We start from the raw sequence: 19,665 nt of genomic DNA, 5'->3' as shown, positions 1-19,665 counted from the left end.
ATGGCCGACATCGTCGCAAGACGCAACGAGCGGCGTACCGGACGCCGCACGCTCTGGCTCGTCGTACCGGTCGCCGCCCTGGCCGTCGCGCCCCTGCTCTGGGCCGTCGTCTCCTCGCTGCGCCCCGGCGAGGAGATCTTCCGCTACCTCTCCCCCGTCTCGGTGCGGACGGTGGTCCCCTCCACGGTCTCGCTGGACAACTACCGCGCGGTGCTGGAGAGCAGCTTCACCCTCGCGCTGCTGAACTCGGTGCTGGTCACCACGGTCAGCGTGGCCCTCGGGCTGGCCGTGTCGTCGCTGGCCGCGTTCGCGCTGGCGATGATCCCGTTCCCCGGGCGCGCGGCGCTGTTCGGCGTCATGGTCGTCAGCTTCCTGGTGCCGTTCGAGGCGATCGCCATCCCGCTCGCGTCGACGTTCCGCGAGGCCGACCTGCAGAACACGCTCGTCGGGCTGATCCTGCCGGCGGTCGGCAACGGCCTGGCCATCTTCCTGCTGCGGCAGTTCTTCCTCGGCATCCCGACCTCGCTCAGCGAGGCCGCCCGGATGGACGGGTTGTCCTGGTTCGGCATCTACCTGCGGATCTACCTGCCGCTGTCGCGGGCGTCGATGGTCGGCGCCGGCCTGATCCTGTTCGTCTTCCAGTGGCAGTCGTTCCTGTGGCCGCTGCTCATCGCCCCGGCGCCGGCCGTGCGGGTCGCGCCCGTGGCCATCGCCGACTTCGCCCAGGAGTCCGGCGTCGACTACGGCCAGATGTTCGCCGCCGCCACCCTCACCGCCGTGGTCCCGCTGCTCGTGCTCCTCTTCGCCCAGCGGCAGTTCGCCTCGTCGCTCGCCTCCACCGGGGAGCGGGAGTGAGCGCCGGCCACCCGCCGTCGCAACGACGGATCATCGTCGACTGCGACCCGGGCAACGGCGTCCCCGGCGCGGACATCGACGACGGGCTCGCCCTGGCGCTCGCCGTCGCCTCCGACGCCATCGGACTCGACATGATCACCGTCGTGTCCGGCAACACCCATCGCGACCAGGGCTACGCCGTCGCCCGCACCTTCGTCGACCTGGTCGGGCTCGACATCCCGGTGTACGCCGGTGCGGGCACCGCGCTGCTGGAGCCGAGCGGCCCCTGGCGCAGCCGGCAGGACCAGGTCACCCGCAGCGACGCGGTCCGCGCCGCGTGGTCCGCCGTGCCGCCGCCGGACCCCCACGACCCCGGCACGGCGTTCGGCGCCGCGGCGGAGATCGTCCGGCACGTCCGCGCCCACCCGGGTGAGATCACCATCGTGGCGATCGGTCCGTTGACGAACGTGGCGCAGGCCCTGCAGCTCGACCCGGGCCTGCCGGAGGTCGTCCGGGAGATCGTCGTCATGGGGGGCGCGTTCGACGTTCCCGGGTTCCTGCAGGAGCTGAACTTCGGCATCGACCCGGACGCGGCCCGGGCCGTGCTGACCTCGGGGTGCCCGGTCACGCTGCTCCCGCTGGACGCGACGTCGCAGACGCTGCTGCGCCATGAGGACCTCGACCTCGTGGATGCGGAGCGCTCCGCGCTGGCCCGCTACGTGGTCCAGACGACCCGCCCCTGGATCGACCTGGCCGCGGCCTGGCGCGGCATCGGCGGCTGCCTGCTGCACGATCCCCTCGCGGTGGCGCTGCTCGTCGATCCGGGCATCGTCACCGTCGAGGAGATGATGGTCGACGTCGAGACCCGGGGCACGCTCACCCGGGGCCGCCCGGTCGCCTGGACGCGGGAGAACCTGCGGCTGCACGTCGGGCTCGACATCTCCCGGGCCAAGCCCGTGCGGATCGTGAAGACGGTCGACAACGACCGGCTCCTGCGGACCATGTTCGCGGCGTACCGCGGCTGGTCGGACCACGGATCCCGGGCGTAGCGGTCACCGGCCCGGGGTCGACGGCGCCTGCGGTGCAGGTCCGTCGGCCCCGGGCCGGTGTGCGTCGCGGGACCCCTCAGGCCGGCGCGGGCCGGAGGCCGGGGGCGCCGGGACCGGACGGCGCGCCGGCCCGCTGCAGGGCCCGGCGCAGCTGCCCCGCGCCCCGGGGATCGTCCACGAAGAGCCCGCCCACCACCTCGCCCCGGTCGTCGAGGTAGAGGCAGTGCCGCCGGCCGTCCGTCGGGTGCCAGTTGTCCGACACGATCCGGCCCGGCCGGGCCGGGACCTCGCCGACGGTCTGGAGCTTGTGGCCGTACTGGTCGGACCACGCGTACGGCACGAAGGTCCCGGGGTCGAAGGACGCCCCCTCGACCAGGACCCGGGCGACGGTCTTGGCCTGCTCGACGGCGTGCGACCAGTGCTCCGAACGTCGGCGGCCCCGGCCGGCGGGGCCCGGCCAGGCCGCGACGTCGCCGAGGGCGAGGATCGCCGGGTCGGCCGTCTGTCCGTGCGGCGACACCGGCACGCCGTCCGGCCCGGCCAGGCCGCTGCCGGCCAGCCACTCGACGTTCGGGACGCCGCCGATGCCGACGACGACCACGTCCGCGTCGAGGGCCGTCCCGTCGGCGAGCACCACCGAGGCGGCGTCGCCGCCGGCCGGCTCGACCGAACGGACGTGCGCGTCGAGCAGCAGCCGCACCCCGGCGTCGCGGTGCAGCCGGGCCAGGTAGCTGGAGACGTCCGGGCCGAACTGCGGCAACAGGGCGGGCTCGCGGGACACCAGGGTCACGGTGGTGCCGCGGGCCACGGCGGCGCAGGTGACCTCGCAGCCGATGAAGCCGGCGCCGATGACCACCAGGCGCCGCCCCGGGCCGAGCCTGGCCGCGATCAGCCGGGCGTCGTCGAGGGTGCGCAGCGTGTGCACGTGCGGGCCGCCGTTCGGGGCGGGCAGCTCGCGGGGGCGCGAGCCGGTCGCGACGACGAGGAAGTCGTACGGGATCAGGCTGCCGTCGGCGAGCGTGACGAGCCTGCGGTCGCGGTCCAGGCCCGTGGCCGCAGCGCCGAGCCGGGCGTCGACCCGCAGCTCGGCGAGTTGCCCCTCGGTCACCAGGTGCGTGCGGCTCGCGGGCCACTCCCCCAGGAGCACCTGCTTGGACAGCGGCGGTCGGTCGTACGGCAGGTGCGGCTCCGCGCCGACCAGCGTCACCGGGCCGGCGTAGCCGAGGGCCCGAAGGTGCTGCGCGGTCCGCAGCCCGGCCAGGGAGGCGCCGACGATGACCGTTCCGCCCGTCACGGCGTGGTCCGTTCGAGTCGGATCGCGACCGCCGGGCAGGACTCGGCCGCCTCGCGCAGCTCGCCCTCGTCCGTGTCGGGGAAGGTCTCCCGCAGCGCCACCGCCTTGCCGTTGGCGTCGAGATCGACGAGGTCCGGCGCGACCATCACGCAGTTGGCGAAGCCCTGACAGAGGTCGAGGTCGACGTGCACGCGGATCATGACAGCTCCTTGCGGTCGGTGGGTGCGGCGGCGGCGATCCGGTCCCGGAGTTCGGCCTTCTTCGCCTCGGCGAGTGAATCGACCCGCAGCAGGGCGTGGGCGCCGCTGATGTCCCTGCGGTCGATGAGGATGCGGTTGGCGTCGGCGATCGAGTAGCCGTGCGGCTCGCGGGCGACGAGGCGCATGGTGTCGCCGACGCGGACGACGCCTTCGCGGAGCACCCGGTAGAGGATGCCCGTCCGGTGGCTGCGGGCGACCTCGATCGTGAACCTGGGTCGGCGGTGGCGGGCGGCCACCTTGTGGCAGGGGGACCGGGGCTGCGCCGCCTGGACGACGGCCTCGCCGACGGCGAAGACGTCGCCCACGTGCACGTCGAACTCGGTCAGGCCCGTGGTGGTGAAGTTCTCCCCGAGGGCCGCGTACTGCGGCAGGTCGAGCCCGAGGGTGTCACGCCAGAACCCGTAGTTCTCGGTGGAGTAGCTCAGGACCACCCGGTCCGGGCCGCCGTGGGTCTCGTACACCTGCTCGTCGCCCGGCAACCCGGCGCGGCACACCCGGACCTCGTCGACCGGGGTCTTCAGGTATCCCGTGCGGATCTCCTGGTCGCCGCTGCGCAGCAGGGACGCGCCGCCCACGCAGAGCCACACGATGCGTCCCGAGAGGTCTTCCACCGGGGGGTCAGGACTCTCCATCGCCGCACCCTCCTTCCATCTCATGGAAGGCATGTTTCCACAGAATCGCGCCCACGCACCAGAGGCGATGAATCCCCTTCGCCCCGATCCCGCCCCTCCTGGGCACCGATCGGGGCTGTGTCGTCCGACACCGGCGCGGCGGACCGGGCCGCTGCGGGCGTGCCGGCAGCGCGGGAGGCAGCACACCACCCGGCGGCGAGGCACGGGCGCGCGCCGCCGGCCACGACGGCCGGGAGGCGGCGAGAGGGCGGGCCGACTACTCCGCGGGGGTCCAGCCGAGGTGCGCCGACATCCGGGCGGCGGCCTCGGTCACGCTCCGGATGGTCGCGCTCCGGACGGCCTCGGTGGCGAACCGGCCGGACGAACCGGCGAGCGTCACGCTGGCGGTCGCCCGACCGGTCGAGGTGAAGACCGGGGCGGCGACCGCCCAGACGCCCTCGTCGAGCTCGTCGGCGGCGATGTCGTAGCCCCGCTCCCGGATGACCGGCAGGCGCTCCAGGACGGCGTCGACGGTGTGCGGGCTCGACGGCGTGAACTCGCCGAGCGCGCTCGCGCCGAGCAGCTCCGCGGCGACCGTCGGCGGCAGGTACGCAAGGAGCACCCGGGCCGCCGCGGCCGCGTTCAGCGGCATGACCTGCCCCAGGCGCACGAAGAGCCGGAGCGGATAGGTGCCCTCCACCAACGAGACGCAGACGGCCTCGCTGCCGTGCAACTCGGTCAGGAAGACCGTCTCACCGGTGGCCTGGGACAGCTCGCGCACGACGGTCGTGAGCGACTGCATGCCGCCGGCACCGCTCACGTTCTTCTCGGTCAGATCGCGGACGGCCGGACCGAGGAAGTAGCGCAGATCGATCGGCGAGCGGCTGACGAACCGCTGTTCGCGCAGCACGGCGAGGATGCGGTGCATGCTCCCCAGTGGGATGTCGAGCGCCAGGTGGAGTTCCTGGAGGGTCATGCCGTCAGGCCGGCCGGACAGCGCCTGGAGGACCTGGAGCGCGCGCACGACGGGTTGCATCCCCCCACCCTATGGAGCACACGGCGGCCGGCCGTGCGGGGGTGGCCGGGTCTGCGGCAGACCGGGCGGCAGACCCCGCACGGCCCAGGCGATCGGACACGGGCCGCAGGAATCCGGACGGACGCACCCGCGCCGCTCGGGTCCGGCCCGCGTCCTGCGCCACCATCGCAGCCATGGGCATCTCCGACCGCAGTGCCGCGCCCCCGACCGACACCCGGGCCGGCGCGGCACGCCGACCGGCTCTGCTCCGCCGCTGGCCGAGCCTGCTCGGCCTGGCCGTGGCCACGGCGACACTGGCGGCCGGGGCCGACCGGGAGGGGCTGTCGATCACGGTCGCCGTCGCGGCCCTGTGCTACCTGGGCGCCGCCGCGCTGGGCCGCCCCTGGGTGGCCTGGGCCGGCGTCGGCGGCGGCGGGATGGTGGTGGCGGCGAGCGAACTGGCGGGGGCGCCGTGGTGGGCCGGCGTGGGCGTCGTCGCGGCGCTGCTGGTCGTCGCCGGCCTGGCCGGCGGGGTGCCGCGTGCGCCGCTGGCCGCCCAGGCGGCGGCCCTGCTCGGCTACGGGGGGCTCGCCGTCACCGCCGTCCTCGTCGACCCGCGCGTCGGGCTGGTGCTGGCCGGGCTCGCGCTGGCCGGGCACGGGATCTGGGACGCGATCCACTACCGGCGGGCCGCGGTCGTGCCGCGGTCGCTGGCGGAGTTCTGCATGCTGCTGGACGTGCCGCTGGGCGTGGGCTTCCTCGTCCTGGCCGCCGTCGCGGGGCCGCCGCAGTGACCCGGTCCACCCGGCGGCAGCGGGCGGACCCCGACGGATCGCCCGAGATTTACCTGACTAAAGTCAGGCACATGGACACGGAGCTTGTCGCGACGGTACGGCGGTTCAACCGGACCGTGACCCAACGGGTGGGCGCGCTGGACGACGCGTACATGGCGCGCGGGCGGCCCCTCGCCCAGGCGCGCCTGCTGTGGGAGATCGGCCCGGACGGCGCCGAGGTCGCGGCGCTGCGGAGCCGACTCGGCCTGGACTCCGGGCACCTCAGCCGGCTCCTGCGCGCCCTGGAGGGCGACGGGCTCGTCACCGTCGCGCCGGCCGGCGGCGACGGCCGCGTCCGGCAGGCCACCCTCACCGACGCCGGCCGGGCCGAGTGGTCCACGCTCGACGAGCGTTCCGACGCGTTCGCCTGGTCGATCCTCGAACCGCTCACCGGGCCCCGCCGCACCCGGCTCGTCGCGGCGATGGCCGAGGTGGAGCGGTTGCTCGTCGCGTCGATGGTGACCATCGAACCGTGCCCGCCGGGCGACCCGCGGGCGCGGGTGTGCGTGCGGGCCTACGCCCGCGACGTCGCCCGGCGCTTCGACGACGGCTTCGACCCCGCGCTGAGCAGCCCGCTCGGCGACGACGAGCTGAGCCCACCCGCCGGGGTGTTCCTGCTGGCCACCCTCGACGCCGAGCCCGTCGGCTGCGGTGCGGTGAAGCTGCACCCCGGCGCGCCGGCCGAGATCAAACGCGTGTGGGTCTCCGAGGCGGTGCGCGGCCTCGGCGTCGGCCGGCGGCTGCTCGACGAGCTGGAGCGGTACGCCGCCACGCGTGGCTGGACCGCCGTCCGGTTGGACACCAACCGCAACCTCACCGAGGCGCTCGCCCTGTACCGCTCCGCCGGGTACCGCGAGGTCGAGCCGTTCAACACCGAGCGCTACGCCCACCACTGGTTCGAGAAGCGCCTCGTCCCCTGACCGGCCGGGCCGACCGCCCACGCTGTCCGGTAGCCGACCCCCGACCGCCGCGAATCCCCGTACGGTGGGCGCGGGAAACCGGCGGGTGATCCGCCGGAGGACGGGAGCACGATGACCGGCACCCCGCAGTGGCACGCCACCGCCGACGGGATCGAGGACGAGCTGGTCCGGCTGGCGATCCGGGCGGTGGCCCCCGACGAGGAGCCGCTGCTGGCCTTCCTCGCGCCCGCCTACCGACGCCGTCCGGGCCACTGGCGGCGGGACCCGGCCCGGCTGGTGCGGGTGGGCGGCGGCGAGGCCGGGGGCGGCGGCTTCGACGAGGCCGTCGCGCCGCTGCTGCCGTACGTGCTGGTCCTCACCGGCATCGCGCTGGAGGCCCTGCGCGACGGCGTGCGGGAGCACGCCACCGACGCCGTCCGCGGCGGCCTGCGCACCCTGCGCCTGCGCTGGCGGGCCCGGCGGTCCACCGCGCTCCCCCCGCCGCCGGCGGCGCTGCGGCTGCGGCCCGGGCAGTTGCTGCGCATCGAGGAGGTCGTCACCGCCGCCGCCCGCGACCCGGCCTGGGAGCTGACCGAGGACCAGGTCGCGCTGCTGCGCGACGCGGTGCGCGACGCGTTCGCCCAGCGCTTCGGCGTCGACGGTGGCGATGCCGACGGCGACTGAGGGCGCCGGCCCGCCCGCCGGGCCGGCCGGCGCGGTCGCACCCCCGCTGCCCTCGGCCACCCTCGGCCGGTTCGTCGCCGCGGTGACCGCGGTGGTGGGCACGAGCATGTTCGGTTGGCAGACCGTGCTCGTCGACAGGGAGGCCACCCGCCAGCGCGCGGAGTGCGTCGCCGGGCTCAGCGACCTTCCGGCCCCCGTCGACGTGCGCACGGGCACGGTCAACGAGGAGAGCCTGGCCGCGGTGCAGCAGTGCCTCGGCACCCTGCGGGGGGACTCGCTGCGCCAGATGGCCGTGGGGCTCGCCGTGCTCGCGGCGGCGACCGCCGCCGTCTACCTCGCCGCGCCCTGGTGCGAGCGTTGGCTGCGCGACCTGCGCCGACTCGACCGGGTCCCCGGCACCGGGGCGCTGCGGTCCGCGCTGGCCGGCCTGGTCCGGGAGGCGGGCCTACGCCGGCCGCCGGTGTTCGTGGTGTCCCGGTCCGCCCGGGTCAGCGGCAACACCTTCGGCGCCGGTCCCCTGCGGTACGTCCGGCTGGACCTCGGCCTCGTGCACGCCCACCGGACCGCGCCACCGCTGTTCCGGGCCGTCGTCCTGCATGAGCTGGCCCACGTGCGCAACGCCGACGTCCACCTCACCCGGCTGGCCATCGCCCAGTCCTGGGCGTTCCCCCTGGCCGTCCTCGTCCCGGTCGCGGTCAACTACGTCGGCTCCGTGCCCGTGCGACGGCTGCTCGACGACGGCTGGAGACTCGCCGCCTTCGCGCTGATCGTGCAGGTGTCGGTGTGGTCGGTGCTGCGCGCCCGGGAGTTCGCCGCCGACGAACGCCTCACCGGCGACGACCGGGCGGCCGCGCGGGCGCTGCTCGCCGCCGACCGCCGCCGGAGCGGCCGGTGGGCCCGCCTCGGCTCGGTGTTCCGGTTCCATCCGCTCGCCCAGGCCCGGGTCGACACGTTGGCACACCCCGGACGCCGGTTCGCCGCCCGCCCGGTGGAGGCGCTCGGCGCGGGCCTCGCCGCCGGGATCGCCGCGCCGCCCCTGGTGGACCTGATGTCCAGCCTGCCCCGGCAGCTGCCGGGGCTGGACCGGCTGACCGGCGGGGCCGTCGCCGCCGGGCTGCTGCTCGGCGTGCCGCTCGCGCTGGTCACCACCGGCGCGCTGTGGCGCTGCGCCTGGTGGGCGCGGCACACCGGCACCGCCGCCGCCACGGGCACGGCGTTCGGCGCGGCCCTGGCCTGCGGCCTGGCCGTCGGCCGCCGGCTGTCCTGGGTCACCGCGTACACCGACCAGCACCGGGCCTGGTGGATCGAGATCACCCTCGGTCTGCTGTGGATCGTCGGCGGGGCGCTGCTCGGCCGCTGGGTCGCCGGCGGCGCGCGGGCGTACCTGCGACGCGTCGCGCCGACGGACACCCGCCGGACCCGGCTGGCCTGGGCCGGCGCGGTGTCGGCCACCTCGGTGCTCACCGCCGGCTACGTGGCGTCCCTGCTCGTGCTGGACACGGCGACCCTCGACGGTGCGACCACCATGCTGCGTCTGGTCGCCGCACGCGAGGGGCATCCGGACACGGTCACCCCGCTGACCCTGGTGGACCTGTTCGGCTTCCTCCTGCGTACCGTCTCCGCCCAGGCACCGTACGTGTTCGTCCTGCCGCTGCTCGCGCTGCTGTACCCGGCGCTGGCCGCCCGCCGCGCCAGCCGGCGGGCGGTGCGCCTGGGTGTCGTGGCCGGCGGCGTCGGCGCCCTGCTGGTGCCGCTGGCGCCGCTCGGCCTCGGCCTGGTCGCGCGCGACCCGGGGCTCAGCGCCACGACCACGGCGGCCGTGGTCGACGGGCACACCCTGGTCCCGGTCACGTTCGTCGAGCTGACCATCGCCGTCGCCGCGGTCGCCACCCGACGCCTGTCGGTGCCGCACGCTTTGCTCGCCGCCCTCACGGCGGGGCTGCTGCTGGCCCCGGCCATCCTGACCGCCGACACCCTGGTGTCCTGCGTGACCGGCGCCGCGATCGGCTGCGGCCCGGTCGTCGACCGGGTCGCCGTCGACCGGATCCTCACCCACGCCCTCGTCGTCGCCCCGACGGTGGCGGTGCTCGCCGCCACCGTCGGGGCCGCCCTGGCCGCCGGGCTGGCCGGCTCCGCGCGCCGCCGGCGCGGGACGGCGGCCGGGCTCGCCGTCGGGCTCGCCGCCGCCGGCACGGTCGCGCCGGTGCTCTTCCGCCCGACGGCCACGGCGACCGTGAGCCGGGACCCCTGCCTGGTCGGGGTGTGGCGGCTCACGGACGGCCGCTACCACCTGCTCGTCCCGGCCGACTCGCTGCTCGGCGGCCTGGCCGGCCTCACCCGCGACGCCACCCTCGACCTCGCCAGCGGGGCCGAGGACGGCTTCGCCACCGCCTACCGCGCCGACGGCACGGCGACGGACCTCTACGACCTGACCGCCGCCCGCGGCACGCTCGGCGGAAACCCCGTGCGATACACGCAGCGGGGCGTGCAGACCTACCGCTGGTCGACCGCCGGCGGGCGGTACCGCCAGTACGACCAGGTCAACCCGGGCGTCGAGACGGTGGTACGGGTCGGTGACCGCGAGGCGGACCTGCCTGTGGGGCCGGAGGAGAACACGGGCACCTACCGCTGCGACGACGACCGGCTGACCGTCCGCCTGGAGTACGACGACGGGGCGTGGAGCGAGGAGTCGTTCGTGCGCAGTCCCGCCTGAGTCGGGACGGCGCTGCGCGGCGGCGGGTCGAGAGGGCGGCGCGGCCGCCGGACGCGGACCCGCATGGAGCCGTGGAGCCATGGCATCGACGTGGAGACGGCACGGAGTAGTCTGGCTCCATGTCGGACGAACCCGGGCCCCGCCGGCGAGCGCGTGGCGAGATCGAGGAGCTGCCCAGCGGGTCACTGCGGGTCCGGGTGTACGCCGGGATCGACCCCGTGTCGAAGCGACGCCGCTATCTCACCCGGACCGTGCCGGCCGGGCCGGGCGCGGCCGAGACGGCCGAGACGGTGCGGGCCGAGCTGCTCGACACGGCAGGCCGGCAGCACCGGCCGAGCGTCCGCGCGCAGGCCGGCCCGGCGGCGGTCGGTTCGCCGGCCGCCCGCCCGCCGGCCGCCGCGCCCGTGCCGCAGCGGACGGGCGGCACGGCGGGTGCCGAACGGCGCGGGCGAAGGCGGGGGGAACACACGCTCACCACCATCGCGCGCCTCGCGGACGTGTCGGTGCCGACGGTGTCGAAGGTGCTCAACGGGCGGTCGGGGGTCGCCGCCCAGACCCGGTCCCGGGTGGAGGCCCTGCTGCGGGAGCACGGCTACCGCCGGCCGGAGCTGGGCACCCCGAGCGCCATCGTGGAGGTGGTCTTCTACGGGATGCAGAGCAACCTGGCGGTGGCGATCATGCACGGGGTGGAGCAGGTCGCCGGCGAGCACCGGCTGGCCGTCGGCTTCACCGACGCCCGGCGGCAGTTGTCGCAGGGCCGCTTCTGGTCCCGCGACCTGCTGGCGCGGCGACCGACCGGGGTGATCGCGGTGCACCTCGGCTTCACCTCCGAGCAGCACGCCCTGCTGCGGGCGAGCGCGATCCCGCTGGTGGTGCTGGATCCCACGGACGAGCTGCCGTTGCACACCGTCCCCTCGGTGACGGCGACGAACTGGAGCGGCGGCTTCGAGGCCGCCCGGCACCTGCTCGACCTGGGCCATCGCCGGATCGCCGTGATCACCGGCCCGACCGAGCGGCTCTGCGCCCGGGCGAGGCTGGACGGGGCCCGGGCGGCGATGGAGGCCGCCGGGGTCGGGCTGGAGCCGAGGCTGCTGCGCACGGGCACCTGGTTCTCCTTCGAGGACGGTCTCAGCCTCGGCCAGGACCTGCTGCGCCTCAACCCGACCCCGACGGCGGTGCTGTGCGGCAACGACCTGCAGGCGCTGGGGGTCTACGAGGCCGCCCGCCTGACCGGCCGACGCATCCCGCAGGATCTCAGCGTCGTGGGCTTCGACGACATCCCGCACACCAGGCTGTGCGGCCCGACGATGACGTCGGTGCAGCAGCCGCTGACGGACATGGGGGCCGCCGCGGCCCGGATGGTGCTGGCCCTGGCCACCAACCAGCGCCTCCCCCAGACCCGCGTCGAGCTGGCGACCACGCTCGTCGTACGCGACAGCACCGCCGCTCCCGGCACCTGGTAACCGACGCCCCGGCGGTTCCTCGGAAACCTCTCCTTGTCGTCGCCGACTTGTTTCGGTAGCATCCGAACCGATCGATACCACCCGTCCCATACGCACAGGCCGCCGAGCACGGCGGCACGGCGAAGAAGGAAGGTGCCTCTCCAGGCCACCCGCCACCGGCTCGGCGCCCGTCCGCGATCCGTGATGACGAACATCACGGTTTGCCGCCGTAGTCCGGCCGTTTTCTCCAGCCCACCCGACACCACCGCCGCGTAGACTCTCGCTGATTTGGCGTTGTCCACGGCGGTATGTCTGCGTGCCCCGAGGTCGATGCCCGACGAAGCATCGGTCCGGCCAACCGGCCCCCACGGGCCGGACGGGCGCACGGAGAGGTGGGTGGGATGACCGCACGCGGTCCTGCGATGAGGGACGTGGCCCGCCTCGCCGGGGTGTCGCACCAGACCGTGTCGCGCGTCCTCAACGGGCACCCCAACGTCCGGGAACAGACCCGGCTGCGGGTGCAGGCCGCGATCAGCCAGCTCGGCTACCGCCCCAACCGGGCGGCCCGCGCGCTGGTCACCGGGCGGTCCCAGGTGCTGGGCGTCGTGGCGCTCAACACCACGCTCTACGGCCCGGCGTCCCTGCTGTCGGCCTTCGAGCTCGCCGCGGCCGAGGCGGGCTTCGCCGTCAGCGTGGGCAGCGTGCGCAACCTGGACCGCGATTCCATCACCGCTGTCGTCGAACGACACCTGGCGCACCGGGTCGCCGGGATCGTGGTGATCGCGCCCGTGGAGTCCGCCGCCGAGGCGTTGGACTGCCTGCCCACCGACATCCCGCTGGTCACCGTCGACGGCGACCCCCGCCGGCCGGAGCCGCTGGTCACCATCGACCAGGTGGAGGGGGGCCGGCTGGCCACCCAGCATCTGCTCGACGCGGGCCACCGGACGGTCTGGCACGTCTCCGGTCCGGGCGACTGGTTCGACAGCGCCGGCCGGATCGCGGGGTGGCGGGAGACGTTGCGGGCGGCGGGGGCGGAGGCGCCCCCCGTGTTGCAGGCGGACTGGTCGGCGGCGTCGGGGTACCGCTGCGGGCAGATGCTGGCGCGGACGCCGGGAGTGACCGCCATCTTCACCGCCAACGACGATCTCGCCCTGGGCGTGCTGCACGCGCTGCACGAGCACGGCCGACGGGTGCCGGAGGAGGTCAGCGTCGTCGGCTTCGACGACGTGCCGGACGCGGCCTACTTCATCCCGCCGCTGACCACCGTCCGGCCCGACTTCGACACCGTGGCGAAGGCCAGCCTCACCCTGCTGCTGGCACAGATCGAGTCCGGCGTCGACCGCACGCTGCGGCAGACCGTCTCCCCGACGCTGATCACGCGCAGCAGCGTGGCCCCGCCGCCCGAGTGACCCCGACGCCGGCCGTGCCGCGGCGGCGCCCCTCCACCACGGGTTGATAGCGGTAACATGCCGGCCCGCCCGACGGCGAGCCCCCAGCGGCCTGGCCCGCGTCGGCGGCGTCAGCCCTCACAGCCGCGCAAGGTGGCCTTCTACCCGCGCAAACGCGCCCACATCGTAGCCGTAAGAACCTCGATATAGTCATCACCTTGAATCAATCCAGGCGTCGAACGTAATATGCCTGTCGTCGCATGTGAACGTTAACGCGAGCTGTTCCAGTCGGGCCCGGCGGCGTGCCGGCCCGACAACCTGTCCTCGGGCCGCAGTCCCCCGTCCCTGGCCCGGCACCCCTTGGAGGTCCGATGTCCCTGTCCATCAACCGACGACGGCTGTTGCAGGCCGCCGGCGCGACCGCGGTCGCCTCCGCGGCCGGCACCACGTTCGCCGACGCGCAACCGGCCGCCGCGGCGCTGGTGGTCCCGCCCGCCCGACCGGACACCGGCGTCTCGGCGTACCCGTTCGAGCTGGGCCAGGTGCGGCTGACCGCCGGCCGCTGGCTGGACAACCAGAACCGGACGCTGAGCTACCTGCGGTTCGTCGACGTCGACCGGCTGCTGTACAACTTCCGCGCCAACCACCGGCTGTCCACCAACGGCGCCGCGTCCAACGGCGGCTGGGACGCCCCGTCGTTCCCGTTCCGCACGCACATGCAGGGGCACTTCCTGACCGCCTGGGCCCAGGCGTACGCGGTCCTCGGCGACACCACCTGCCGCGACAAGGCGAACTACATGGTCGCCGAGCTGGCCAAGTGCCAGGCGAACAACGGCGCGGCCGGGTTCACCGCGGGCTACCTGTCCGGGTTCCCCGAGTCGGACTTCGCGGCGCTGGAGGCGCGCACGCTGTCCAACGGCAACGTGCCCTACTACTGCATCCACAAGACCCTCATCGGGCTGCTGGACGTCTGGCGCTACATCGGCAACACCCAGGCCCGCACCGTCCTGCTGGCCCTGGCCGGCTGGGTCGACACCCGCACGTCCCGGCTGAGCTCCAGCCAGATGCAGAACATGCTGGGCACCGAGTTCGGCGGCATGAACGAGGCGCTGGCCGACCTCTACCAGTACACCGGCGACGGCCGCTGGCTCACCGTCGCCCAGCGGTTCGACCACGCCGCCGTGTTCAACCCGCTCGCCAGCAACTCCGACCAGCTCAACGGGCTGCACGCCAACACGCAGGTGCCCAAGTGGATCGGCGCGGCGCGCGAGTTCAAGGCGACCGGCACCACGCGGTACCGCGACATCGCCAGCAACGCGTGGAACATGACCGTCAACGCGCACACGTACGTCATCGGCGGCAACAGCCAGGCCGAGCACTTCCGCCCGCCCAACGCGATCTCCGGCTATCTCACCAACGACACGTGCGAGCACTGCAACACGGTCAACATGCTGAAGCTGACCCGGGAGCTGTGGCTGATCGACCCCAACCGGGCGGCGTACTTCGACTTCTTCGAGCGCGCGCTGGCCAACCACGTCATCGGCGCCCAGAACCCGGCCGACGGCCACGGCCACGTCACCTACTTCACCCCGCTCAAGCCGGGTGGCCGGCGGGGCGTGGGCCCCGCGTGGGGCGGCGGCACCTGGAGCACCGACTACAACTCGTTCTGGTGCTGCCAGGGCACCGGCCTGGAGGTCAACACCAGGCTGATGGACTCGATCTACTTCTACAACGGCACCACGCTCACCGTGAACCTGTTCGCGCCGTCGACGCTGAACTGGTCCCAGCGCGGCATCACGGTCACCCAGAGCACCAACTACCCGGTCGGTGACACCACCACCCTGAGCCTTTCCGGCACCATGAGCGGCTCGTGGAGCATCCGGGTGCGCATCCCGGCGTGGGCCACCGGCGCGACGGTCGCCGTCAACGGCGCGACGCAGAGCGTGGACACCACGCCCGGCAGCTACGCCACGGTCACCCGCACCTGGGCCGCGGGCGACACCGTCACCGTACGGCTGCCGATGCGGGTCGCGCTCTCGCCCGCCAACGACAACGCCGCCGTGGCCGCCGTCACCTACGGCCCGATGGTGCTGGCCGGCAACTACGGCAACACCACCCTGAACGCCCTGCCCTCGCTCAACGCCACGTCGGTCACCCGGACCAGCACCAGCTCGCTCGCGTTCACCGCGACCGCCAACGGCGCCACGGTCAACCTCGCGCCGTTCCAGGACGCGCACGGCTACAACTACACCGTCTACTGGAGCGTCAGCGGCGGCACCGGCACCACCACCCACAAGCTGGTCAACGTCGGCAGCGGCCTGGTGCTCGGCATCCAGAACATGTCCACCGCCGACGGCGGGCTCGCCCTCCAGTGGGGCGACACCGGCACCGCCGACCACAACTGGGTCGTCGTGACCGAGGGCGGCAACGTCAAGTTCCGCAACGTCAACAGCGGCAAGGTCCTCGGCGTCGAGAACATGTCCACCGCCGACAACGCCCGCGTCCTGCAGTGGGCCGACAACGGCACCGCCGACCACCTCTGGACCCTGCTGAGCCAGGGCGACGGCACCTACAAGATCCGCAACGTCAACAGCGGCAAGCTGCTCGGCATCCTCAATGGCTCCACGGCCCAGGGGGCGCAGGCCGTACAGGATTCCGACAACGGCAGCGCCGACAACCGCTGGCGGCTCGTCGCCAACGGCTAGGTCCCGCCCGCGGATCGTGAGCGGGTCGCGCCGGTGGCGTCGTAGCCGGCGTGGCCCGCTCCCCCACGCGCGGTGCGGGCCGGTCGGACCTCGCCGGCCCGACGGTGCGCCCCGGCGCTGACGGTCCGCTTCCTGTCGGCCTGCGCCGCTACGATGGCCGCCGTGCAGTTCGGGGTGCTCGGGCCGCTCGCCGTCACCACCGACGCCGGCGAGCCGGTCCTCGTTCCCGGCGCGAAGGTCCGGGTGCTGCTGGCCGTGCTGCTGACCAACCGCAACCGGGTGGTGTCGGCGGACCGCCTCATCGACGACGTCTGGGGCGCCGACGCGCCGGCCAACCCGGGCGGCGCGCTGCAGGTACGGGTGTCCCAGTTGCGCCGGGCGCTCAACGACGCCGAGCCGGGCGCCCGCGGCCTGGTCGAGTCCCGCCCGCCCGGCTACCTGCTGCGCACCCGGGCGGTGGACGCCGACCGGTTCGCCGGGCTGGCCGGGTCGACCGACGTCGAACGGCTGGCCGCCGCGCTCGCGCTGTGGCGCGGCGACGCGTACGCCGACGTGGCCGACGCCGGGTTCGTCCACGCCGAGGCGACCCGGCTGGCCGAGCAGCGCCTCGCCGTGCACGAGCGGCTCGCCGCCGCCCGCCTGGCCCGGGGCGAGCACGACCTCGTCGCCGCCGACCTCGCGGAGCTGGTGACCCGGCACCCGCTGCGGGAGGGCCTGCGGGCGCTGCACCTGCGCGCGTTGTACGCGGCGGGCCGGCAGTCCGAAGCCCTGGACAGCTACGCCGACCTGCGCGACCGGCTCGCCACGGAGCTGGGGCTCGACCCGGGGCCGGAGCTGGTCGCCCTGCACCGCCGGATCCTCGCCCAGGATTCCGGCCTGAGCGCGCCGCCGCGCGCCGCGATCGTGCGCGACAGCCTGCCGGCTCGGCTCGACGAGCTGGTCGGGCGGGCCGGGGCCCTGGCGGAGCTGCGCGCCGTGCTGCCGGGGCGGCGCCTGGTCACGCTGGTCGGGCCGGGTGGCGTCGGCAAGACCCGGCTGGCCACCGAGGTGGCCCGCGAGCCGGCGGGGCCCGACGGCGGCTGCCTGGTCGAGCTGGCCCCGCTGCCGGCCGGTGACCCGCGCGTCGCCGACCGGGTGCTCGACGCGCTGGGCCTGCGGGAGCCGCCGGGCGCCGCCGTCCCCGCCGCCGACCGGCTCTGCGCCGCGCTGCGGCACCGGCGGGTGCTGCTCGTGCTCGACAACTGTGAGCACGTGGTCGACGCGGTCGCCACGCTGGTGGCCCGGCTGCTGCGGGACGCGCCCGCGGTCACCGTGCTGGCCACCAGCAGGGAACCCCTCGGCCTGACCGGCGAGCTGCTGTGGGAGGTGCCGCCGCTGGCCCTGCCCGAGGACGACGGCGACGTCGACGCGGTCCGGCGCTCGGCGGCGGCCCGGCTGTTCGCCGTCCGGGCCGCCGCGCGGCAGCGCGGATTCCGCCTCGACGAGCGGACCGCACCCGCCGTGGCCCAGCTCTGTCGTCGGCTGGACGGCCTGCCGTTGGCCCTCGAGCTGGCCGCGACCCGGGTGCGCGCGCTCGGCCTGTGGGGCGTCGTGGACCGCCTCGACGACCGGTTCCGGCTGCTCACCACGCAGCAGCGCGACGTGCCGGCGCGGCAGCGCACGCTGGCGGCGGTGATCGGCTGGAGCTGGGACCTGCTGGCCGAGGCCGACCGGCACGTGCTGGCCCGGCTCGTCGTGTTCCGCGACGGCTGCCCGGCGGAGGCGGCCGAACGGGTGTGCGGGGCCGACGTCGACACGCTGACCCGGCTGGTGGACCGTTCGCTGGTGGTGCTGGACGAGACGCCCGACGGCCCGCGCTACCGGCTGCTCGAGTCCGTCGCCGCGTTCTGCGCCGAGCGGCTCACGGACGCCGACGACGTCCGGGCACGGCACGCGGCGTACTACACGGAGTTGACCGAACGCGCGGACCCGCAGCTGCGCGGCGCCGACCAGCGGCGGTGGCTGTCCCGGCTCGACGCTGAGGCCGGCAACCTGGCGGTGGCGCTGACGCACGGCGGCGGGCTGCGCCTGGCCACGGCCTTGAGCTGGTACTGGTTCCTGCGGGGCAGGCTGACCGAGGCGGGGCGGGCGCTGGCGGCGCGCGGCGAGCCGGCGGAGGAGGCCCGCGCCGCGCCGTGGCGGGTCGGCTTCGCGCTGTTGCGGGGCGAGCCGATCGTGCCGGGCGAGGTCCGCGCCGCGCTGGCCGGCGCGGTCGACGGCCGGGCGGCGTGGTTCGTCGCGCACGCGCTGATCGACCGCGGCGAGCTGGCGTTGGCGGCGGAGTTGCTGCCCGTCGCCTGCGCCGACCCCTGGGTCGAGGCCGCGGTGCTCTGCTCCCGGGCCAAGCTGGCGCACGCCACCGGAGATCTCGCCGGGCTGGAAGGCGCCGGGGGCCGCAGCGCGGCGCTGTTCGCCGCGATCGGCGACCGATGGGGCCGGTTGCAGGCCACCGACTGGGTGGGTGGCCTGGCCGAGATGCGCGGCGAGCACGAGCGCGCGGCTGCCCTGCACCGGGAGGGGCTGCGCTGGGCCGAGGAGCTGTCCCTGCGGCCGGAGGTGGGCAGCAAGCTGTCCTGGCTCGCGTGGCTCGCGGTGCAGACCGGCGACCACGGGCGCGCCCGGGAGCTGGCCGGGCGCGCGTACGCGCTGGCGGCGGAGCAGGACGCCCCGGCCGCGCTGGTCTTCGCGGAGACCAGCCTCGGCATCGCCGCCCGCCGGGCGGGCGACCTGGGCGTGGCCACCGGTCACCTGACGCGCGTCGCCGAGCGGGGTCGCCGCGAGGCGCGGCCCGCGCTCTACCTGCCGATGGTGCTCGTCGAGCTGGGCTACGCCGCCGAGCAGGGCGGTGACCGGGCCGCCGGGCTGGCCCTGCACCTGGAGGCGTTCGACGCCGCGCGGGCGATGGGTTCACCCCGGGATGCCGCCGCCGCCCTGGAGGGGATGGCGTCGGCGGCGGGGCCGCCCGAGGTCGCCGCCGCGCTGCTGGGGGCCGCCGCCGCTGCCCGGCTGGCCGCGCAGGCCCCGGCCGCGCCGGCGGAGCGCGCCGAGACCGACCGGGTGGCCGGGCGCCTCGCCGCCACGCTCGGGCGGGAGCGCTTCGACGCGCTGTTCGCCGAGGGTGGGCGGCTGGGCACGGACGAGGCCCGGGCACGGACGGCCGTCACCCGACCGGCCCTGGCCGGTACGAGGCGATGACCACGCCGCTCTTCATGACCCTGGTGTCGATCAGCTCGAACGACGCCGTGAAGTCGGCCAGGGGCGTCGTCATGCTGGCACCGCCGGTGAGGACGGGGTGGATCCAGAACCGCACCTCGTCCACCAGGCCCGCCCTGACCAGCTGCGCGGTGACCGAGCCGAAGCCGTACTGGATGATGTCCCTGCCCTCCTGGGCCTTGAGCTTGCGGACCTCCGCCACCAGGTCGCCCCGGAGCACCCGGGTGTTGTTCCAGGTGGGGTCGGTCAGCGTGGTCGAGGCGACATACTTGCGGACGTTGTTGAAGTAGGCCGCGCCCGTGGTCGGGTCGCTCTCGTCCTGGGCCGGCCAGGCGACGGACATGCCGTCGTACGTGACGCGGCCCATCAGCACCGCGTCGGCGGCGTCGGTCTGCGCCCCGGCGAAGGCGCTGGCCTCGTCGTCGAAGTACGGCATGGTCCACATGGGATTCTCGATCACGCCGTCGAGGGTGACGTACGTCGAGTTGATCAGCTTACGCATCGGGGCTCCCGTGTCGGTGGCGCTCGTGGTGACACCCCACACCCTGCCGGATCCCGCTTACGGTTCGCTTCAGGTCCGCGCGCGGGGGCGACGCGTTCATTGACAGGCATGAGAACCCGGGCTACGGTGCGCCAGGAAAGCGCTTTCACGCACGGCATCCGCCGACCTCCCCACCCCGTCCCCC

At 75.0% G+C, this 19,665-nt stretch carries 15 protein-coding genes; 10 read left to right on the top strand and 5 right to left on the bottom strand.

The genetic code is table 11. From position 1 onward, the window contains the following. A complete protein-coding gene (locus LPU61_RS15910; protein ID WP_043968849.1) occupies window positions 1-855 on the top strand; it encodes a carbohydrate ABC transporter permease in 855 nt (284 codons plus the stop codon). Then, on the top strand, window positions 852-1,883 hold the full coding sequence (locus LPU61_RS15905) for a nucleoside hydrolase (RefSeq protein WP_229405338.1): 1,032 nt from the start codon (window positions 852-854) through the stop codon (window positions 1,881-1,883). Before LPU61_RS15910 ends, LPU61_RS15905 begins: the two co-directional genes overlap by 4 nt. Window positions 1,884-1,959: 76 nt before the next feature. Here LPU61_RS15905 and LPU61_RS15900 read toward each other — a convergent pair whose 3' ends face one another. From LPU61_RS15900 to LPU61_RS15885, 4 genes are all read right to left on the bottom strand, one after another. After that, window positions 1,960-3,177, bottom strand: coding sequence for an NAD(P)/FAD-dependent oxidoreductase (locus LPU61_RS15900; protein ID WP_229405337.1), 1,218 nt, complete (start codon window positions 3,175-3,177; stop codon window positions 1,960-1,962). After that, the gene (locus LPU61_RS15895; protein WP_043968847.1) at window positions 3,174-3,377 is read right to left on the bottom strand and encodes a ferredoxin; all 204 of its coding nucleotides are present in this window, start codon (window positions 3,375-3,377) and stop codon (window positions 3,174-3,176) included. The genes LPU61_RS15900 and LPU61_RS15895 overlap by 4 nt, the downstream gene beginning before the upstream one ends. Continuing rightward, window positions 3,374-4,069 (bottom strand): MOSC domain-containing protein, encoded by a 696-nt coding sequence (locus LPU61_RS15890; protein WP_229405336.1) that lies wholly within the window; start codon window positions 4,067-4,069, stop codon window positions 3,374-3,376. The genes LPU61_RS15895 and LPU61_RS15890 overlap by 4 nt, the downstream gene beginning before the upstream one ends. 256 nt (window positions 4,070-4,325) lie before the next feature. Then, a complete protein-coding gene (locus LPU61_RS15885; protein WP_229405335.1) occupies window positions 4,326-5,084 on the bottom strand; it encodes an IclR family transcriptional regulator in 759 nt (252 codons plus the stop codon). A 173-nt stretch (window positions 5,085-5,257) separates the two neighbouring features. On the opposite strand from LPU61_RS15885, the gene LPU61_RS15880 reads away from it, so the two are divergent. From LPU61_RS15880 to LPU61_RS15845, 8 genes are all read left to right on the top strand, one after another. After that, a complete protein-coding gene (locus LPU61_RS15880; RefSeq protein WP_043968845.1) occupies window positions 5,258-5,857 on the top strand; it encodes a hypothetical protein in 600 nt (199 codons plus the stop codon). Between the two features lie 71 nt (window positions 5,858-5,928). Next, window positions 5,929-6,816 (top strand): bifunctional helix-turn-helix transcriptional regulator/GNAT family N-acetyltransferase, encoded by an 888-nt coding sequence (locus tag LPU61_RS15875; protein ID WP_043968844.1) that lies wholly within the window; start codon window positions 5,929-5,931, stop codon window positions 6,814-6,816. 111 nt (window positions 6,817-6,927) lie between these two features. Then, the gene (locus tag LPU61_RS15870; RefSeq protein WP_043968843.1) at window positions 6,928-7,479 is read left to right on the top strand and encodes a hypothetical protein; all 552 of its coding nucleotides are present in this window, start codon (window positions 6,928-6,930) and stop codon (window positions 7,477-7,479) included. Beyond that, complete coding sequence (locus LPU61_RS15865; protein ID WP_229405334.1) at window positions 7,463-10,192, top strand: M48 family metalloprotease; 2,730 nt, start codon at window positions 7,463-7,465, stop codon at window positions 10,190-10,192. Before LPU61_RS15870 ends, LPU61_RS15865 begins: the two co-directional genes overlap by 17 nt. A gap of 119 nt (window positions 10,193-10,311) precedes the next feature. Next, entirely contained in the window at window positions 10,312-11,655 is a 1,344-nt protein-coding gene (locus LPU61_RS15860) for a LacI family DNA-binding transcriptional regulator (protein ID WP_082106747.1), read from the top strand. Between the two features lie 380 nt (window positions 11,656-12,035). Continuing rightward, entirely contained in the window at window positions 12,036-13,043 is a 1,008-nt protein-coding gene (locus tag LPU61_RS15855) for a LacI family DNA-binding transcriptional regulator (protein ID WP_043968841.1), read from the top strand. A gap of 350 nt (window positions 13,044-13,393) precedes the next feature. After that, complete coding sequence (locus tag LPU61_RS15850) at window positions 13,394-15,727, top strand: beta-L-arabinofuranosidase domain-containing protein (protein WP_229405333.1); 2,334 nt, start codon at window positions 13,394-13,396, stop codon at window positions 15,725-15,727. A gap of 162 nt (window positions 15,728-15,889) precedes the next feature. Next, window positions 15,890-18,961: a BTAD domain-containing putative transcriptional regulator gene (locus LPU61_RS15845; protein ID WP_229405332.1), complete on the top strand. Its 3,072-nt coding sequence runs from the start codon at window positions 15,890-15,892 to the stop codon at window positions 18,959-18,961. Here the strand turns inward: LPU61_RS15845 and LPU61_RS15840 are convergent. Then, window positions 18,927-19,481 carry a dihydrofolate reductase family protein gene (locus LPU61_RS15840; protein WP_229405331.1) on the bottom strand — a complete coding sequence of 185 codons (555 nt, stop codon included), beginning with the start codon at window positions 19,479-19,481 and terminating at the stop codon, window positions 18,927-18,929. The two genes, LPU61_RS15845 and LPU61_RS15840, sit on opposite strands and share 35 nt — an antisense overlap. Window positions 19,482-19,665: the final 184 nt, after the last annotated feature.

This window comes from Micromonospora sp. NBRC 110038, from assembly GCF_020884815.1.
Lineage (GTDB): Bacteria > Actinomycetota > Actinomycetes > Mycobacteriales > Micromonosporaceae > Micromonospora > Micromonospora haikouensis.
Note: the sequence above shows the minus strand (reverse complement) of the source record. Positions and strands in the feature narration are given on the sequence as shown.